The sequence below is a fragment of the Paenibacillus sp. FSL W8-0426 genome (assembly GCF_037969725.1).
In the GTDB taxonomy this organism is placed as follows: Bacteria; Bacillota; Bacilli; order Paenibacillales; family Paenibacillaceae; genus Paenibacillus; species Paenibacillus hubeiensis.
In genome coordinates this window covers 813597-833388 of the sequence record NZ_CP150203.1, presented here as the reverse complement: position 1 = coordinate 833388, position 19792 = coordinate 813597, and the positions used below count along the sequence as shown (strand labels likewise).

17 protein-coding genes are annotated in these 19792 nt (G+C 53.4%); all 17 read right to left on the bottom strand.

Going from position 1 to position 19792, the window contains the following annotated elements; genetic code table 11:
• Positions 1–140: 140 nt before the first annotated feature.
• Positions 141–752, bottom strand: a complete 612-nt coding sequence (locus MKY59_RS03835) for an alpha/beta hydrolase (RefSeq protein ID WP_339278319.1) — start codon at positions 750–752, stop codon at positions 141–143.
• 11 nt (positions 753–763) lie between these two features.
• Positions 764–1717, bottom strand: a complete 954-nt coding sequence (locus tag MKY59_RS03830) for a ring-cleaving dioxygenase (RefSeq protein WP_236420718.1) — start codon at positions 1715–1717, stop codon at positions 764–766.
• A gap of 205 nt (positions 1718–1922) precedes the next feature.
• Complete coding sequence (locus MKY59_RS03825) at positions 1923–3005, bottom strand: hemolysin family protein (RefSeq protein WP_236420612.1); 1083 nt, start codon at positions 3003–3005, stop codon at positions 1923–1925.
• A gap of 83 nt (positions 3006–3088) precedes the next feature.
• The gene (locus MKY59_RS03820; protein ID WP_236420611.1) at positions 3089–4414 is read right to left on the bottom strand and encodes a hemolysin family protein; all 1326 of its coding nucleotides are present in this window, start codon (positions 4412–4414) and stop codon (positions 3089–3091) included.
• Positions 4415–4917: 503 nt separating this feature from the next.
• Entirely contained in the window at positions 4918–6183 is a 1266-nt protein-coding gene (purD, locus tag MKY59_RS03815) for a phosphoribosylamine--glycine ligase (RefSeq protein ID WP_339276063.1), read from the bottom strand.
• A 409-nt stretch (positions 6184–6592) separates the two neighbouring features.
• Positions 6593–8140, bottom strand: coding sequence for a bifunctional phosphoribosylaminoimidazolecarboxamide formyltransferase/IMP cyclohydrolase (gene purH / locus MKY59_RS03810; RefSeq protein ID WP_236420609.1), 1548 nt, complete (start codon positions 8138–8140; stop codon positions 6593–6595).
• Positions 8141–8380: 240 nt separating this feature from the next.
• Positions 8381–9001, bottom strand: coding sequence for a phosphoribosylglycinamide formyltransferase (gene purN, locus MKY59_RS03805; protein ID WP_236420608.1), 621 nt, complete (start codon positions 8999–9001; stop codon positions 8381–8383).
• Positions 9001–10041 carry a phosphoribosylformylglycinamidine cyclo-ligase gene (purM, locus tag MKY59_RS03800; protein WP_339276060.1) on the bottom strand — a complete coding sequence of 347 codons (1041 nt, stop codon included), beginning with the start codon at positions 10039–10041 and terminating at the stop codon, positions 9001–9003. Before purM ends, purN begins: the two co-directional genes overlap by 1 nt.
• Positions 10042–10099: 58 nt before the next feature.
• Positions 10100–10534 carry an immunity 26/phosphotriesterase HocA family protein gene (locus tag MKY59_RS03795; protein WP_339276059.1) on the bottom strand — a complete coding sequence of 145 codons (435 nt, stop codon included), beginning with the start codon at positions 10532–10534 and terminating at the stop codon, positions 10100–10102.
• A gap of 2 nt (positions 10535–10536) precedes the next feature.
• Positions 10537–12015, bottom strand: a complete 1479-nt coding sequence (gene purF, locus MKY59_RS03790; protein ID WP_236420605.1) for an amidophosphoribosyltransferase — start codon at positions 12013–12015, stop codon at positions 10537–10539.
• Positions 12000–14243, bottom strand: a complete 2244-nt coding sequence (gene purL / locus MKY59_RS03785) for a phosphoribosylformylglycinamidine synthase subunit PurL (RefSeq protein WP_339276058.1) — start codon at positions 14241–14243, stop codon at positions 12000–12002. The genes purF and purL overlap by 16 nt, the downstream gene beginning before the upstream one ends.
• Positions 14221–14910: a phosphoribosylformylglycinamidine synthase subunit PurQ gene (gene purQ / locus MKY59_RS03780; protein WP_339276056.1), complete on the bottom strand. Its 690-nt coding sequence runs from the start codon at positions 14908–14910 to the stop codon at positions 14221–14223. The genes purL and purQ overlap by 23 nt, the downstream gene beginning before the upstream one ends.
• Positions 14911–14914: 4 nt before the next feature.
• On the bottom strand, positions 14915–15160 hold the full coding sequence (gene purS / locus MKY59_RS03775; protein WP_236420602.1) for a phosphoribosylformylglycinamidine synthase subunit PurS: 246 nt from the start codon (positions 15158–15160) through the stop codon (positions 14915–14917).
• A 435-nt stretch (positions 15161–15595) separates the two neighbouring features.
• Complete coding sequence (locus tag MKY59_RS03770; protein ID WP_339276054.1) at positions 15596–16471, bottom strand: phosphoribosylaminoimidazolesuccinocarboxamide synthase; 876 nt, start codon at positions 16469–16471, stop codon at positions 15596–15598.
• Between the two features lie 225 nt (positions 16472–16696).
• Positions 16697–17995, bottom strand: coding sequence for an adenylosuccinate lyase (gene purB / locus MKY59_RS03765; RefSeq protein ID WP_339276052.1), 1299 nt, complete (start codon positions 17993–17995; stop codon positions 16697–16699).
• The gene (gene purK / locus MKY59_RS03760) at positions 17992–19188 is read right to left on the bottom strand and encodes a 5-(carboxyamino)imidazole ribonucleotide synthase (RefSeq protein WP_339276051.1); all 1197 of its coding nucleotides are present in this window, start codon (positions 19186–19188) and stop codon (positions 17992–17994) included. Before purK ends, purB begins: the two co-directional genes overlap by 4 nt.
• Positions 19185–19670 carry a 5-(carboxyamino)imidazole ribonucleotide mutase gene (purE, locus tag MKY59_RS03755; protein WP_339276050.1) on the bottom strand — a complete coding sequence of 162 codons (486 nt, stop codon included), beginning with the start codon at positions 19668–19670 and terminating at the stop codon, positions 19185–19187. The genes purK and purE overlap by 4 nt, the downstream gene beginning before the upstream one ends.
• Positions 19671–19792 lie beyond the last annotated feature (122 nt).

Here is a 19792-nt window from a genome sequence, read left to right as displayed (position 1 = left end):
CATTATCATTTGATCCATTATAAAATATTCCCTAATCAACGACAAGACGCGCTGCCAAATGGACGGTAAAAAAACAGCCTGATCCGTGCGGATCAGGCTGTTTCGATATTTACGGTATTCGCAGTTTTCCTCTATTCAGATCAAGAGGATGCTTGGGCCTTAAACCAATCGGCAGCGGCAGCAGCTTCAGTTCGCGTCAACTGGTGTCCTTGACGCTCCCAATGGATCTCAACATCAGCTCCCGCTCCGCTCAGCAGCGAAGCGAGTTCTTCCGTCTCCGATCTGGACACGATCGGGTCGTTCTCGCCCGCGCCGATGAATACCGGCAGGCCGTTCAGGTCAGGCAGCTCCAGGCCGCGCAGCGGCACCATCGGATGATGCAGGATGGCTCCCTTAAATACACCCGCCTGATGGAACATCAGGCTCGCGGCAATGTTCGCCCCATTGGAATATCCGAGTGCGTATACGTTGGCGCGGTCAAAGCCGTACTCCTCGGCAGCCGCATCGAGGAAACTACCCAGCTCGGCGGTCCGTGCAATCAGGTCCGGCTCGTCGAATACGCCTTCCGCCAACCGGCGGAAGAAGCGCGGCATGCCGTTCTCGGAGACGTTGCCGCGCACCCCGAGGACAGCTGCACCCGGCGCGATAAGACTTGCGAGGCCGATGAGATCATTTTCGTTACCTCCAGTGCCATGCAGCAAAAGAAGCGTTGGCGCATCGGGACGGGAACCTGCTTTATAGATATGTTTCATCGTAGTTGTACTCATGATTGGGAATCTCCTTTCCATTCGCGGACTTCAATCGGCGGCAGCAGCTGTTCGATCTGCTCGCGGTGCGGTTCATACCATTCAGGCAGCATCAGTTTCGTCCCCATGCTTTCCTGGGGCTCATCCCTTGCAAATCCTGGAGGATCGGTAGCCAGCTCGAACAGGATGCCTCCCGGTTCTTGGAAATAGACGGCATTGAAGTATTGGCGGTCAATGATTGGCGTTGGATTATATCCGGCTTGATCAAGTTGTTTCTGCACCTGTTCATGTTCAGTGTAATCTTTGGCGCGCCATGCGATGTGATGCACCGTACCCGCGCCGCCGACGCCCCGCTGGATGCCGGTGGACTGGACGTCGATGATCTGTCCGATGTCCCCGCTCGCCCGCAGACGAATGATGCCGTCCTCTTCGCCGATTGGTTCCAGACCGAGCATTTTTTCCAGCACTTGAATCGTTTTGTCCGGTACAGATGTATACAATACCGCGCCGCCAAATCCTTTGATCGCATATTCCGGCGTTACGCCATTGAACGACCATTTGCTTGGTGCGCCCTCTTCGCGTTCCACCAACTCAAGCAGCAAACCGCCTTTGTCGAAGAAACGAATATACTGCTCGCCGAACCGGGTTTTGCGTTCGAACGGAATATCGAAGGAAGCGAGGCGTTTTTCCCAGAATGGCAGACCACCCACAGGGATCGTATAAACGGTCACGCCAGTTTGGCCGGAGCCGATGATGCCTCTCATCGCATTAGGATGAGGGAAAAACGTAATGATCGTGCCTGGTGCCCCATTCTCGTTTCCGTAATACAGATGGTACACGTCCGGCGCGTCAAAGTTAATCGTTTTTTTCACCAGTCTGAGTCCGAGTACACCTGCGTAAAAATCAACATTTTTCTGAGCATCGTTCACGAATGCCGTAATGTGGTGAATGCCTGCCGTTCTGAACATAATCTCCACTCCCTTGGTTTGGTTTAATATGGATCGGTTATCTTAGCTTGAACCAAATGGCTTGTTGTTATTTATCTTTAATTTAAGATTCTTTAAATTCATATTAATCCATATTCCTTCAGAATGCAAGCATTTATTTTAAAATTAAGATTTATCCGCAAAAAAAAGCCCTCGCCTTATGCGAGAGCCTGATTTTATTGGCGCAACTTTACGTCAACTTAAGCTTTTTCGGAGGCTGCACGAGATCCTTGTGTTCGTATTCGTCCCGAATATCGCCGACGATTTCCTCCAAAATATCCTCCATCGTCACGAGACCCACCGTATCCCCTTCTGCATTATGCACTGTGGCGATGTGCACGCGGCTCTGCTGCATCTGAATCAGGACATCCCTGATCAGAGCCTGTTCGGAGAAACCGGGCATGTCATGCACATATGCATCAATCTCGAAAGCTCGCCCTGCGGCGACGCTGGTCAACATCTCTTTCGTATTGATAAACCCGACAAAACGGTTCGAATCGCCGGGCGCGGTCACTGGATAACGCGTATATTCATGCCGATTCAAAATTTCAAGCATGCGTTCCAGCGGCATCTCTTTATCCACCGTAACGATTTTTTCCTTGCGAATCATGATCTCCTGCAGCAGCCGCTCATCAAAAGCGAAGATGTTTTTCAGGTAACCAAGCTCGGTCTGATTGATTTCTCCGCTCTCATAACTCTGTGCCATGATCATCTTCAACTCCTCTTCGGAGTGAACCGTATCGTGCCCGGCCGGCTTGATGCGAAACAGGCCAAGCAGCAAACGTGCTGATCCGTTCAAGGCATGGATGAAAGGCTTCATGATGTTGCCGAACCAGTAAAGCGGACCGGCAAACATCAGCGTCATTTTCTCCGCGAACTGGATGGCCATCGTCTTCGGTGCAAGTTCGCCGATCACGACGTGCAGGAACGTGATTACCGCCAAAGCAATCCCGTAGGAAAGCACGGTCGCCAATGCCTCAGGCACGGCCAGCCGCTCGAACAGCGGATGCAGCATTTTCTCAACGGTGGGTTCACCGAGCGCGCCGAGAACAAAAGCTGTTATCGTAATTCCCAATTGACACGCGGACAAATAATAATCCAGTTGATGGGCTACCTTTTTCGCCACGACGGCCCGTTTGTTTCCTTCCGCAATCAATTGGTCAATCCGGGACATCCGCACTTTCAGAATCGCAAATTCGGCCCCTACGAAAAACGCCGTCAATCCAATGAATACCGCGACCAAAAATAAGTTTAACGCTATTATTCCGTCCAATGATTTCCCTCCGTCAGAGGGATTCACCTCCAAAGTTTTACCATCGTATTTTTAATGTGAACATGTGATTATTCCGAAAAAGATCAGGCTTGCTGCTCGGCTTCAACGTTCGCCACACGTTCCAGCATCAGTTGTTTGATCTGGAAGTTGTCGGCTTCGACCACGGTCCAGACATATTCGCCTTGTACCACGATGTCGCCGTTCTCCACCTGCACACCCTTTTGAAACTGAATCCAGCCTGCGACGGTATCCAATTCTTCATTGCCTTCGAACTGAAGGCCGAATTGCCTCTCCAGCTCATCCAAAAGCACACGTCCATTGATCAGATACTTTTGATCCCCGGTTTCCTGAATGTCCGCGACCTCGTCGGCATCGAATTCATCCCGGATTTCGCCAACAAGCTCTTCCAGGATGTCCTCCATCGTAATAATCCCGGACGTACCTCCATATTCGTCAACAACAACGGCCATATGAACCCGCTCTTGCTGCATTTTGATCATGGCGTCCTGGATGCTGGTGAGCTCGGATACAAATGGGATTTCGCGCAGAAAATCAACAAGCTGATGTTCCCTGCTGGCAACCATGTCAGGCAAAATCTTTTTCACGTTGACCACGCCGATGATCCGGTCCTTGTCGCCGTCTTCGGTGACGGGGTAACGGGAATAATTATATTCATCCAATAAAGGAATAATATCATCATAATTCATTCTCTGATCCAGCGTGACGAGCTCGGTTCTCGGTACCATAATGTCCTTGGCGACACGCTCGTCGAACACAAATACATTTTCCAGATAGGCCAGCTTGGTCTGGCTGGTTTCGTCCCCTTCGTAGCTTTGGTTCATGATGATCTTGATTTCATCTTCGGAGTAAGCCTGTTCATGCCCTGCCGGCTTGACGCCGAACATACGAAGGATTACGCGGGAAGCGCCGTTGAGCGCCCAGATGAACGGATACATCACTTTCCCGAACCAATACAGCGGCGGCGAAAGCAACAAGGTCAGCTTTTCGGCAAACTGAATGGCCAGCGTCTTCGGTGCCATCTCCCCGACAACAACGTGCAAGAAGGTTACGAGTATAAAAGCAATGGCATAGGAAGCTGCCGATGAGAACGACGCCGGAATGCTCAGCCAATCAAACACCGGGTACAACAATCTCTCCACCGCGGGTTTACCCAAAGCGCCAAGACCGAGTGCCGTGACCGTGATTCCCAATTGACACGCCGAGAGATAATAATCCAGATCCGAAACGACTTTACGGGCCAACACGGCCTTTTTGTTCCCCTCAGCCACAAGCTGATCCACGCGTGACGGCCGAATTTTAACCACAGCGAATTCGGATGCTACGAAAAATGCAGTTGCTGCAATCAAAAAAATGAGTAATGCCAAATTAATGACGGTAATTATGTCCAATGACTTCCCCGGTAGACAGGGATTCACCTCCAGATATAGTTACAGCGCTAACCGTTAACTTCATGAAGTTAACAAAGAACAGGCTGTATTATTCAAAAAATATTTCACCATGGGTTCTACAAGCTATATGAAATCGAAAAGTCATAGGGGCCAACCTAGATCAGCCATCTCGACAGTATGCAGTATCGCCTACCCAATGGATATCCACCTCCTCGCCAAAACATATTCATTATTTCAGAGTAGTATAGCATGTTCATCACCAAACCATCCAGTTGCACGTTATGGTTTGGGCCAATGTTCCATCGATCCGTTCACTATTTTGTTCACAATTCCTCAGCTATATGTAGATATTTTCTTATATATATGACCTATGGTTCTAGAACTTAAAAGGCTCAATCACTCGCCAAACATCTTTAACTTATCTATACGATGCAAAAAGCCCAAAAGATGCAAAACGTTTTTGACACGTTTTGTCTTCTGGGCTTTCTTTCACATTTCGTTCACTATACCAGCGCTTTGGCCGCAATGTCGGAACGCTGATGTTTGCCTTCGAAACGGATGCGATCCGCCTCGGTGTATGCTTTGTTCCGGGCTTCTGCGATGTCCGCACCCAAGCCGACGACGCCAAGAATGCGCCCGCCGTTCGTCAGCCACTCGCCGTTCTCGCCGCGAGCCGTGCCTGCATGGAATACGACGGCATCCTGTACTTGATCCAGACCTTCGATCACGATGCCTTTCGGGTAAGGGCCAGGATAACCGCCGGATGCCAGCACGACGCACACAGCGGCCTCGTCGCTCCACTCAATCTCGATATCCGCCAGCTTGCCGTGCACGGTAGCCCAGAAAATGTCCAGCAGATCGCTCTTCAGGCGAGGCAATACCACTTGCGTTTCCGGATCGCCGAAGCGGGCATTGAACTCGATCGTCTTCGGTCTGCCGTCCGGCGTAATCATCAGTCCCGCGAACAACACCCCGCGAAACGGGCGTCCTTCGGCCACCATTGCCTTGGCCGTCGGTTTGATGATCGTTTCCAACGCTTCTTCGATGATCGAGGAAGCGATATGCGGCAGTGGCGAATAGGTTCCCATGCCGCCCGTGTTCGGTCCCTCGTCATTGTCGAATACCGGCTTATGATCCTGGGCCGCCGCCATCGGGCGAACGGTTTCCCCGTCGACAAACGCCAGAATCGACATTTCTTGGCCTGCCAGGAATTCCTCGATGATGACCTTGGCTCCGGCTTCGCCGAACACCTTGTCCACCATGATGCTGCGCAGCGCCTGGTTCGCTTCCTCGCGGGACTGGGCAACCGTTACGCCTTTTCCTGCAGCCAGCCCGTCCGCCTTAATGACGATCGGGACAGGCTGCTGATCGAGATACGCCTGCGCCTGCTCGTAATTGTCGAATTTCTCGTACGCCGCCGTCGGAATGCTGTATTTGTGCAGCAGATCCTTCATAAACGTTTTGCTTCCTTCGATCTCTGCCGCATTGCGGCGCGGGCCGAATACGGGAATGCCTGTCGAATCAAACGCATCCACGATGCCGTCAGCCAGCGGATCATCCGGTCCGATGACCACCAGGCCCACTTGAAGTTCCACGGCGAGTGCCGTTAACTTGTCGAATTCATGCACCGCGATCGGGTGGCATTCGGCGAGCTCGGCAATGCCTGCATTTCCCGGCGCGCAGTGAATTTTGCCTGCTTTGGGACTTTTAGCCAAAGCCCACACGATGGCATGTTCGCGGCCTCCGCCGCCTACGACCAATATATCCATTCGTTGTTCCCCTCCATGAAAATAACAGGATCAATTCAAATTATATAAGTTGAACCGATGATTTTTACACGGAGTCACTACGTGGTCAGAACCATCTTCCGATCACTGTTATCCCCAGATTTTTTTGATCCCCTTTTTTCAAAGGGAAAATCCGGTGAAGCTTATGCTTCCGATGCAGCTTTCTTACAGAAAGCTTTTAAGCGACCGCTTCGCTTCTCCAGATTCTTTCTGCCCTCTCCGTTATCGTGTAAATGTCTAGTTCAACTTATATAGAAGTACACTTCGTAAACAACTCGTTCCCCGTCCAAACACATTCGGCCGCTAGTGTCGTCAGACATCGTACCTTAAGCCGAAAATGAGGATGAACAAGCCGGGAATGCTTGTTCATCTTCATTGTGACGTTTATATTCTAGTGTTTGAAATGGCGCACGCCCGTGAAGACCATGGCAATGCCGTATTCGTTCGCCACTTTAATGGATTCCTCGTCTTTGATGGAACCGCCCGGCTGAATGACCGCTGTGATGCCAGCTTTTGCCGCAAGCTCCAGCGTATCGCCCATCGGGAAGAACGCATCGGATGCGAGCACGGCACCTTTGGCCAGATCGCCGGCTTGTTCGATCGCGATTTTGGCTGCGCCGACACGGTTCATTTGCCCTGCGCCTACGCCCACGGTCATGTCATTCGCTGCAAGCACGATCGCGTTGGACTTGACGTGTTTCACCACTTTCCATCCGAACAGCAGCTGCTTCATTTCTTCTTCGGAAGGGGCACGATCCGTCACGACCTGCAGCTCGGTTGCTTCGATGGAGTGAACATCGCTTTGCTGCACGATCATGCCGCCGTCGATGGAGGTTACAACGAACTGGCTTTCGCGATGGCGCGCCGCGCTCAGTTCGCCGGTTTTGAGCAAGCGGATATTTTTCTTTTTCGTCAAAATCTCGAGAGCTTCTTGGGTAAAGTCTGGTGCGAGCACGATTTCGAGGAAAATTTCGCTCAGCTTCGCGGCCGTATCGCTGTCGATAATGCGGTTTGCTGCGACGATGCCGCCGAAGATCGAAGTCGGGTCAGCCGCATAGGCTTTGCCGTAAGCTTCGAAAATGCTCGCGCCTACGCCCACGCCGCACGGATTCATGTGTTTAACCGCGACCACCGCAGGCTCTTCAAATTCTTTGACGATTTGCAGCGCCGCATTCGCGTCGTTGATGTTGTTATAAGACAGCTCTTTGCCGTGCAATTGCTCGGCAGATGTAAGCGTGTCGGCTGCTGCCAGCGGTTTGCGATAGAATGCCGCTTGTTGATGCGGGTTTTCGCCATAACGCAGGTCCTGGATTTTCTCGTAAGTCACCGTCAGGCGCTCCGGAAGCGGATCACCATTGATATTGGACAGATAATCGGAGATGAGGGCATCGTAAGCCGCCGTGTGGCGGAACACTTTTGCTGCGAGCTGTTTGCGCGTTTCCAATGTCGTATCTCCATTGCCGCGTACTTCTTCCAATACTTTGCCGTAATCCCCCGCATCTACGACGACGGTGACAAAAGCATGGTTTTTGGCTGCGGAACGAAGCATGGTTGGACCGCCGATGTCGATATTTTCGATCGCATCTTCATAGGATACGTCAGGTTTCGCAATCGTTTGTTGGAACGGGTACAGGTTCACGACGACCAAGTCGATGTAGCCCAGGCCCAATTCCTCCATCTGACGTGTGTGCTCCTCGTTGTCACGAACTGCGAGCAATCCGCCATGAACCGCCGGATGCAGGGTTTTAACCCGGCCATCCATAATTTCAGGGAAGTTGGTAATGTCGGAAATGCCGATGACAGGCACGCCTTCCTCTGCCAACAGGCTGCTTGTACCACCCGTCGAAATAATTTCCACGCCCATTTGCGACAGCTCGCGGCAAAAATCCACGATGCCCGTTTTATCCCATACGCTGACCAGCGCTCTTTTGATACTCACAATTTGCTCCTCCTTTATTGTCTCCGGACTTCACGCGCTTCTTGGTGAAACGTGAGCCGATTTATTTCCCGAGAAATATTAGAAAACGTCGATTGCCGTGCTTTCATAGAAGACAGACCGCCACTCACGGGAAATTTCTTGCGATGATCAAATCCTGACGCCGCAGAATGCGCAAAAATCCATCATTTCTCTGATGCGCGCTTATTCGGCGTCAATGTACCAAAATGTCCGCTTATCCGTTTAATCCATTCGTGATTGAATCGTAACCTGACGGCCTTCAAGTTGGACCAAACCTTGGGCGAACCAGGACACCACTTCAGGATAGAGCTGCTTCTCGGCAGCATGAATGGCATCACTAACCGAATCCGGCGTATCCCCAGGCAAAATCGGTACAGGATGCTGGGCAATAATCGGCCCGGTATCCATGCCTCCATCCACGAAATGCACCGTAACCCCCGTCACCTTCACGCCATAATCCATTGCCTGGCCGATCGCATCCTTGCCGGGAAAAGCCGGCAATAAGGACGGATGGATGTTGATTAACCGGCCTGCATACCGATCCACCATTACGGAAGTCAGCAGGCGCATGTAGCCGGCCAGGACGACGAGATCGATGTTTCGGGATTCCAGCACATCCACGATTTCCGTTTCGTAGTCTTCGCGGGATGCATAGTTTTTCGGCGTAAACAGATGGCAGGCCACGCCCGCCTCTTCGGCCCGCTGCACGACCCGTGCAGCAGGCTTGTCGCAGACCAGCAGGTCAACGGAAGCTTCGATCTCCCCGTTCCGTGCCGCATCGACCAAGGCCTGAAAGTTCGTCCCTTCGCCAGAAGCAAATACGGCAATGCGGTATTGAGCCATTAAACATCCGCTCCCGTGAAGGTTACTCGTGCATCCCCTTCAGTTACACGGCCGATGACGTATGCTTCCTCTCCGGATGCTTTCAGCTCTTCCAGAGCCTGAGCGGCATCCGCCTCGTTCACGACGAGTACGAGACCGATTCCCATATTAAACGTGGTGAACATGTCGCGGTTCGAAACGTCGCCCGTTTTCTGAAGCAAGTCGAAGATCGGCAGGATCGGCCAAGAGCCGTATTCGATATCCACGTTCACGCTGCCTGGCAGCATCCGCGGAATGTTCTCGATGAACCCGCCGCCCGTAATGTGGGCCATGCCTTTGACGTTCACTTTTTCGAGCAAGGAAAGCAGTGGTTTGACGTAAATTTTGGTTGGCTCCAAAATAACGTCGCCGAGCTTGCCGCCCAGCTCTTCAATGTGATCCTGAAGGCCAAGTCCGGCTTTCTCGAGGAGAAGCTTGCGCACCAAGGAAAATCCATTGCTGTGCACGCCGCTGGACGCCAGTCCGATCACCGTGTCTCCAGACGCAATCGCAGAGCCGTTGATGATTTTTGCCTTGTCCACGATACCTACCGTGAAACCGGCGATATCATACTCGCCCTCGCTGTACATGCCCGGCATTTCCGCCGTTTCGCCGCCGATCAGCGCACAACCCGATTGATGGCAGCCTTCGGCGATCCCGGCCACAATAGCTTCAATTTTCTCGGGAATAACCTTATCGCAGGCCAGATAATCGAGGAAAAACAAAGGTTCCGCACCCTGCACGACGATGTCGTTCACACACATGGCCACGGCGTCGATCCCGATGGTATCATGGCGGTCCATGGCAAACGCGATTTTAAGCTTGGTCCCTACACCGTCTGTGCCGGATACGAGCACAGGCTCTTCGTATTTGTCTTTGTTCAAGCCAAACAGGGCGCCGAATCCCCCCAGGTCGGTCATCACTTCCGGACGGAAGGTCCGCTTCACGTGTTTTTTCATCCGTTCTACCGCTTCGTTACCTGCCGCGATATCGACACCGGCATTTTTGTATGCTTCTGACACTACCATCGCACCCTTCATCTGGTTCTATAGATCACATTTCCAATCGTTCTTGCCACCGTTACATCCCTGACAAATGAATTTGCACCAATTCAAAACCGGCCACACCCAGCGTGTTGAACTTGCCGTACTCCTCCTGCTGCAAATGCCGAACATACTCATCCCCGCAATATAAATGCCCGGCGCATTCAAACACTTTCAGTTGTTCTTTTTCTTGCGTCAGAGGAATGTTGCCAATGATCCTCCAATCTCCACTTCGGATATAGGCCGGCGAAGCGAAAATGACGCTGCTCCGCCGCTTGCCGAACGTATATGGCAGGAAGTCACCGTCCCTCAGCTCGGCGGTTTCGTCAGGCTGAATGCGAATCACGCCAAAGGAAAACGCCTTTTTGAACCGACCTCTGAGCGCGCACACGACCTGACAGATCGCCGTGCGGCCGTCCTCCATCGGAAGAAGGAAGATATCGCCTTCGTGATACGTTATCCGTTTCAACATGTTTAACAGCTGCAGCCGAATTTCTCTTCGCCGCCGAAATCGAGACGGGTCGGATAGTCGTTATCAAAACAAGCGAGGCATAAGCCACCTTTGTAATCACTTTCGTTGTTGCCCTGAATCGATGCAATCAGTCCTTCCGGACTGAGGAAGGCCAGGGAGTCCGCATTGATTTCGCGGCAAATCTCTTCCACCGACAGGGAAGACGCGATCAATTCGCGGCTGTCCGGCGTGTCGATGCCGTAGAAGCACGGATTCTTGAACGGCGGCGACGTAATCCGCACATGGACCTCGGCAGCTCCCGCATCGCGAAGCATGTTTACGATCCGGCGGGAAGTCGTTCCGCGAACGATGGAGTCGTCGATCATGACTACGCGTTTGCCTTCCACCACGCGGCGTACGGCGCTGAGCTTCATTTTCACGCCTTGCTCGCGCAATTCCTGGCTTGGCTGGATGAACGTACGGCCCGTATATTTGTTTTTGATCATGCCCATCTCATACGGGATGCCCGTTTGCTCGGCATAACCGATGGCTGCGGAAATGCTGGAATCCGGCACGCCGGTCACCAGGTCTGCATCAACGAACGCTTCCAGGGCCATGCGGCTTCCCATCCGTTTGCGGGCCGCGTGTTGGTTCGCCCCGTTCATGTCGCTGTCCGGACGCGCAAAGTAGATATATTCCATCGCGCACAGCGCCTTGCGGTGCTTGTGATGATCGAAACGGTCCTCGTGCAAACCGTCCGCATCCAAGATCAGCAGTTCGCCGGGCTCGATATCGCGAATCAATTCTGCGCCGATCGTTTCAAGCGCGCATGTCTCGGACGCAAACAGATAGGCATCGCCCAAACGTCCCATCGTCAGCGGACGCAGACCGTGCGGATCGGAAGCGACCAACAGCTTGTCGTTGGTCATGATGAGGAACGCATATCCGCCAACGATGCGCTGGAACGCATCTTTTGCTGCTTCGACAAGGCCCTTTGGCGACCGCGCGATCAGATGCGCGATCACCTCGGTGTCACTGGTCGTCTGGAAAATGGAACCGCTCTGTTCCAGCTCGCGCCGAATGGTCGGTGCGTTCACGATGTTTCCGTTCGTGGCTACCGCCAAATCGCCGTCGCGATACTTGAACACCAAGGGCTGCGCATTCGTCAGCTTGCTGTCGCCGCTGGTGGAATACCGGACGTGACCGATGGAAATGTCGCCGCTGAGCGTCTGCATCAGGTCTTTCGTAAATACTTCTTTGACCAATCCCATGCCGCGATGGTAATGAAACTCATTGCCGTCGCTGACGCACATTCCGGCACTTTCTTCCCCGCGGTGCTGCAGGGCATGAAGTCCGTAATAAGAAAGGGAAGCCGCGTCAGGGTGCTTGAACACCCCGAATACGCCGCATTCTTCTTTCAATTTGTCGAGTCCTTCCTTGCCGGACCCTTGGTTGTAATAATCGCCTGTCCACAATTGTCCTGTCGTCAGTTCATGAGACATGGAATCGCATCCTCCCAGACCTGTGTCAAACCTCCTACGGGTTCATTCACGGCTGTTGTTCCGTTCAATTCAATCGTCAGGTTGCTTCCTTCAACACGTCCAATGACAGCAACCGGAACGCCGCGTTCACGTACAAAAGCTTCCAGCTTGCCGGCTTGCTCCGGCGCAGCCGACAACAAGATCCGAGACTGGCTTTCGCTGAACAATGCATGGTCGCCGCGCAGCGACGTTTCGACATTCACTTGAGCTCCCAGCTTGCCGCTGATGCAAGATTCCGCCAGCGCTACAGCCAAACCGCCTTCGGACAAATCGTGCGCCGAGCGAACGAGGCCGGATTGAATCGCTTCGAGCACCGTGCCAAGCAATGCTTTTTCCTTGTTCAGGTCCAGCTCCGGCGGACGGCCTTCCGTTGTGCCGTGAACGACGTATTGCAGCTCGCTGCCGCCCAGTTCGGCTTTGGTCTCGCCGAGCAGGAGAATGACGTCGCCTTCAGCTTTAAACCCTTGCGTCGTGATGTGATCCACGTCATGCACCAGACCTACCATGCCGACCACCGGCGTCGGGTAAACGGCACCCTTGGCATTTTCGTTGTACAAGCTGACGTTACCGCCAATTACCGGCGTATCGAGCACGCGGCAAGCCTCAGCCATGCCGTCCACCGCTTTTTCCATCTGCCAGAAAATGTCCGGTTTCTCCGGGCTGCCGAAGTTCAGGTTGTCCGTCAGGGCCAGCGGCTCCGCACCGGAGCAAACGATGTTGCGCGCCGCTTCGCTGACCGCGATGCGTCCGCCTACTTCCGGATCAAGATACACGTAACGTCCGTTGCAATCCGTCGTCATCGCCAGGCCTTTGCGCGTGCCGTGAATGGTTACGACTGCCGCGTCCGAACCTGGACGAACGGCAGTGCTTGTACGCACCATGTAATCGTACTGGTCATACACCCACTTTTTGCTCGCCACGGTCGGCGAAGCCAGCACTTGTTTCAACGCACCGCCAAGGTCCGTCACTTCGTCGTAACGAAGCGTGTCGATGGAAGCACTTTGCTCGTAGTATGCGGGTACCGTGGATGGTTTGTCGTATACCGGACACTCGTCCACGAGCGCTTTTACCGGCATGTCGCCGACAACCTCGCCGTGATGGAACAGCTTGAGGCGGCCGTCGTCCGTTACTTTGCCGACCTTCGCACAGATGACGCCCCAACGCTCGAAGATTTCCAGCGCTTGCGCTTCATCCTTCGGTTCGATGACGAACAACATGCGCTCTTGGGACTCGGACAGCATCATTTCGTAAGGCGTCATGCCTTCTTCCCGCTGCGGCACCTGATCCAGATACAATTCAAGTCCATTGCCCGCTTTGCTTGCCATTTCCGCACTGGAGCAAGTCAGTCCTGCAGCACCCATATCCTGAATACCGAGCACGATGCCAGTGTCGATCAGTTCAAGGCAGGACTCCATGACGAGTTTTTCCATGAACGGGTCGCCGACCTGAACCGCTGTCTTCTTGGATTCGGATTCTTCCGTCAGCTCCACCGAAGCAAACGTTGCGCCGTGAATTCCGTCGCGTCCTGTTGGAGGACCGACATAGTACACCGGGTTGCCTACGCCTTTGGCTACGCCGCGCTGAATTTTGTCGTGATCGATCAAACCTACGCACATTGCATTGACGAGTGGATTGCCTTCATAACTTTCGTCAAACATCACTTCCCCGGCTACCGTTGGAATCCCGATACAGTTACCGTATCCGGCAATACCCGAAACGACATGCTCGAACAGGTATTTCACGCGATCGCTCTCCAATTTGCCGAAACGAAGGGAATTGAGCAAGGCCACCGGTCTTGCGCCCATGGAGAAAATGTCACGGATGATACCGCCAACGCCTGTTGCCGCACCTTGATAAGGCTCGACCGCGGAAGGATGGTTATGGCTCTCGATTTTGAACACAACCGCTTGATTGTCGCCGATGTCCACGATCCCGGCACCTTCGCCCGGGCCCATCAGGACGCGCGGTCCACTCGTCGGGAAACGACGCAGGAGCGGCTTGGAGTTTTTGTACGCGCAATGCTCGGACCACATCACGCTGAACACGCCGATTTCGGTATAGTTCGGCTTGCGTCCCATGAACTCGCAGATCAGCTCGTACTCGCTGTCGGATACGCCCATTTGTGCATATAGTTTATGTTCTGCGACCTGTTCTGCCGTTGGCTCCTTAGCGGATAGCTGCTGCGTCATGTCGATCCCTCCATGCTTTCAAAATAGATGTAAACATACGTTTGCCGTCTTCCGAGCCGAGCAGCGAATCCACCGCGCGCTCCGGATGCGGCATCATGCCGACCACGTTGCCTGCTTCGTTGCAAATCCCCGCGATGTCCGCCAGGGAACCGTTCGGGTTGTCGCCGTACGTAAAGACGATCTGGTTGTTCGCCTTCAAGCTGGCAAGCGTTTCTTCATCGCAATAATAGTTGCCTTCGCCGTGTGCGATCGGAATGACGATCTCTTCGCCAGACGCATAATCGCGGGTAAACGGCGTATTTGCATTAGCCACTTTCAATACTGTATCGTGACAACGGAATTTCAGGGACATGTTGCGAATCAGTGCACCCGGCAGCAAGCCTGCTTCCGTCAAAATTTGGAACCCGTTGCAAATGCCCAGCACGTATTTGCCTGCTGCCGCAGCCTTCGCTACCTCATTCATGACCGGGGCGAACCGGGAGATCGCGCCGCACCGCAGGTAATCCCCGTAAGAGAAACCGCCCGGAACAAGGATACAATCATATGCAGACAAGTCCGTTGCCGTATGCCACACATAATCCACTTCTTGACCAATCGCCTCTTCCACGGCTTTGTAGCAATCGATATCGCAGTTGGAGCCGGGGAACACAAGAACTGCAAATTTCATGGGATTAACCCTCCAATTCGTAGCGGTAATCTTCAACAACGGTGTTGGCGAGCAGCTTCTCGCACATCACTTTCAGACGGCTTTCCGCTTCGACACGATCGTTCGTATCCAGTTTCAGCTCCATGACTTTACCGATCCTTACGGCTTCCACTTCATTGAAACCCATGGAATGCAGCGCTCCTTGAACTGCCACGCCTTGCGGGTCGAGTACGCTTTGCTTAATAGTGACATAGACGGTTGCTTTGATCATAATCCTTCAGTTCCTCCTCAGTAATGAACGGGATAAATGCTTTATGCTGTTAAAAGTGGCGTTGGCGCTTGCTCCGGAGAAGTTTGGCTTTCGATCGCTGTTGCCCCCAACACTAATCAATCACACAAGGCCACTGCGAGTGCAGTACCATCTTCCGATCGCTGTTATCCCCAGATTTTTTTGATCCCCTTCCTAAGGGGAAAATCCGGTGATAAATGCGACCGCTTCGCTTCTCCAGATTGGTTCTGCCTCTCCGTTAACGTGTGTATGTTTTTTTGCGGTTTGCATAGTGGTCGAAACCTGGGGATAAAGGCGAACACTATCGCTCCTTTAAGAACAATTCCGTCCCTCCGCTAGTCCATGCGAGCTTTAAAAGGCTTAAACCTTTACGTTAGGCGGTAATGGTAGAAAGAACATTGCTGAGAACAATTAACTTTAGTTTGCCGTCAAACGGTTGTAAATATCGACGTACCTGGCGGTGGTTGCCTCAACCACCTCTTGCGGCAGCGGGTCTGGCTGGCTGTTCTTGCCCCAATCCGTGCCTGACAGATACGCACGCACCGGTTCTTTGTCCATGCTGTCGATTTCGATGTCGAGCGCGTAGTTTTCCTTTGCCCAGAAGCGTGATGCATCAGGGGTGAATATTTCGTCGATCAGGATGACCTTGCCATCCACGATGCCGAATTCGAATTTGCAATCCGCCAGGATGATGCCGCGCTGATCGCAGTAGTCGCGGGCGAATTCGTACAGCCGCAGGCTTTTTTCCTGAAGCTCCACCGCCAGCTCGTCGCCTACCAGTTCCTTCATGCGCTCCATCGGGATATCCTCGTCATGCCCCACGTCGTTTTTGGCTGCCGGGGTGAAGATCGGGGACGCCAGCTTGTCATTTTTGCGAAGGCCTTCCGGCAGCTTGATGCCGTTGACTTCGCCCGTTTGCTGGTATTGTCTCCAGCCGCCGCCGGTGATGTAGCCGCGCACCACGCATTCGATGTCGATGCGTTCCGCTTTGCGGGTAACCATGATGCGGTCCTTGAGCAATTCGGGTTCGGTTACGATATCGCCCAATCGGCTTACGTCGGTATGAACGACATGGTTTTCCATCATGCTGCCCGTCAGCTCAAACCAGAAGCTGCTGAGTTTGTTCAGCACGTTGCCCTTCTCCGGTACCGCCGGCTCCAGCACGTAGTCGAAAGCCGAAATCCGGTCCGTCACAACGATCAGGAAGTGTTCGCCCAGATCGTACAGTTCGCGTACTTTGCCTTTATACAACAATGGAGCTTTAACAAGATCTGCCGCAGTGGACAGCGCCATGAAGGCTCACCTTCTTTCAGGAGATGGTAAACATATAAGCTCATTCCCTTAATCACGCTTGCCACTACGAATGCAGAACACCCTCCGATCGCTGTTATCCCCGGATTTTTCGAATCACACTTTTGCAAAGTGAAAATCCGGGGATAAAGGCGACCGCTTCGCTTCTTCAGGTTTTTCTGCCTTCTCCGTTTCTGCGTGAACTCATAATGAGCTTGTATTTTTAAATTAGTTGGTAAGGCCAAGCTTTTTGAAGATCGTGTCGACGTGTTTCAGGTGCCACGCCGGGTTGAACGCATCTTCAATTTCCTCTTCGCTCAGCGCCTCGGTAATTTCAGGTGTGGACTTCACGATGTCCTTGAACTGACGCTGCTCTTCCCATGCCTGCATCGCACGCGGTTGAACGGTATCGTACGCCTGCTCGCGGCTGAAGCCTTTGTCGATCAGCTTCGTCATGACGCGGCCGGAGAACGGCACGCCATACGTGCGCTCCATGTTGCGTTTCATGTTTTCCGGGAACACGGTCAGGTTTTTTACGATGTTGCCGAAACGGTTCAGCATGTAGTTCAGCAGCATCGTTGCATCCGGCAGGATGACGCGCTCGACGGAAGAATGCGAGATGTCGCGTTCATGCCACAGCGTAACGTTCTCGTATGCCGATACCATGTGTCCGCGAATGACGCGGGACAGGCCGGAGATGTTTTCGCTGCCGATCGGATTGCGTTTGTGCGGCATGGCCGAAGAACCTTTTTGACCTTTGGCAAAAGCTTCTTCCACTTCGCGGAACTCGCTCTTCTGCAATGCACGGATTTCTGTAGCGAACTTGTCCAGCGATGTAGCGATCAGGGCGAGCGTCGCCATGTATTCCGCATGACGGTCGCGCTGCAGCGTTTGGGTCGAGATTGGTGCGGCTTTCGTACCGAGCTTTGCACAAACGAACTCTTCCACGAACGGATCGATGTTGGCGTACGTGCCTACCGCGCCGGAAATTTTGCCGTACTGCACGTTGTCTGCCGCATGGCGGAAACGCTCCAGGTTACGCTTCATCTCTTCGTGCCACAAGGCCATTTTCAAACCAAACGTCGTCGGCTCGGCATGTACCCCATGCGTACGTCCCATCATTGGCGTGTGTTGGTATGCCAGTGCCTTTTCCCGCAAAATGTCGATGAAGTTCACGATGTCGCGCTCCAGGATTTCGTTTGCTTGACGGAGCAGATAGCCGAGTGCCGTGTCCACGACGTCCGTGGATGTAAGGCCGTAGTGAACCCATTTCCGCTCATCGCCCAGGCTTTCGGATACGGTACGCGTGAATGCGATCACGTCATGGCGCGTTTCTTGCTCGATCTCGTAAATCCGGTCAATGTCAAAAGTAGCCTTCTCGCGCAGCAGCGCTGCATCTTCTTTAGGAATGACGCCCAGTTCCGCCCATGCCTCGCATGCGCAAATTTCGACTTCCAGCCATGCTTTGAATTTGTTTTCTTCCGTCCAGATGGCTCTCATTTCAGGTCTGCTGTAACGTTCGATCATGAATTTGTATTCCTCCAAATCGTAGTTTGTTCAATCCATTGTAATCCTTCTTCAACATCGTGACAAAGCAGATTGACATGCCCCATCTTCCGTCCTGTTTTCGCCTCGGTTTTTCCGTATATATGAAGCTTGGGGATAACACCCAGTTCAATGGCATCGGCATCCGGCGCGCCCGTTCTCACGATGATCGGTTCCAGATGTTCCCCGAGTACGTTGACCATGACCACCGGACTAAGCAACGTTGTATCCCCGAGCGGCAATCCACAAATCGCGCGAATATGCTGTTCGAATTGGGACGTGGCGCAAGCCTCCATCGTGTAGTGACCCGAGTTGTGCGGCCTTGGTGCAAGCTCGTTCACATACAACCTTCCATCCGCCGCCACAAACATCTCGACGGCGAGCAGCCCAACCGCCTCCATCGATTCCGCGACCGCGGCGGCCAATTTTTGCGCTTCCAGCTGGATGTCGGCAGGGACTCTCGCCGGAACGATAGAAGCATGCAAAATGTTGTTCACATGAATATTCTCCGCAGGCGGGAACGTTTTGATCTCTCCTGCCGTGCTGCGCGCGACCACGACGGAAATCTCGCAATCGAACTTGATGAATTGCTCCAGCACGAGTTCTGCTCCCGTGGCTGCAAGTTCCTCATAGGCTTTCAAAGCCTGGGCCGCATCGCGGATAACGCGCTGTCCTTTGCCGTCATAGCCGCCGGTAACGGTTTTGAGCACGCAAGGCACGCCCAGTTCGCCAACCGCTGCTTGCATCGTGTCCGCGCTCGTAATCTCGCGATAAGGGGCAACGCGGACCCCTGCAGCTTCAATGGCTCTCTTTTCGCGGAGTCGATGCTGCGTCGTATAAAGCAAGCTGCTTCCCTGCGGTACGTAGGATTCCCTTTCAAGCAGGGCAGCTACGCCCGCATCCACATTTTCGAACTCATAGGTGATGACATCGCATTGGCGAGCCAGCTCCAGCGCCGCTCCTTCATCCGCATAACCGGCCTCGATCTGCCGGGCTACCTGCCCGCACGGAGCGTCCTTCGCCGGATCCAGCGTAATGAAGCGATATCCCATTGCAGTACCGGCAAGCGTTAGCATGCGGCCGAGTTGGCCCCCGCCAAGAATGCCGATCGTCGTATGTCCAGGCAGCATCACCCGATGCTGCGATCCGTTTTTACTTTTTTCCGTTCCGCTCATAGCTCATCACTGCTTTCGAGCACTTCCTGCTTGATGCGCTCCCGCCGAGCTTCGCTCCGGCTTTGCACTTCCGGATCGAATGCCCCGATCATTTGCGCAGCCAGCAGTCCCGCGTTCGTCGCTCCCGCTTTGCCGATGGCCACGGTGGCCACGGGAATGCCGCCAGGCATTTGCACGATCGACAGCAAGGAATCCAGACCATTTAGCGCTTTGGATTGCACCGGCACGCCGATGACCGGAAGCATCGTTTTTGAAGCGACCATGCCTGGAAGATGCGCTGCTCCGCCAGCTCCGGCAATGATGACTTTGAAGCCTCTGCCGGCCGCCTGCTCGGCGTATTCAAACATCAAATCCGGCGTACGATGCGCGGATACCACCTTTTTTTCGTAACCGATCCCTAGCTCGTCCAGCACCTCGCACGCATGCTTCATCGTCTCCCAATCCGACTTACTGCCCATGATCACAGCAACCTGAACTGACATGAATTCACTCCACTCCCGTCTGATCGTTTTGGTTTAAAACAACAAAAAGTCCGCTACCCGCGAAAACATCACATTTTCTCCGGACACCGGACTCCAGGAAATACGCCGCCAGCATTTGGGCA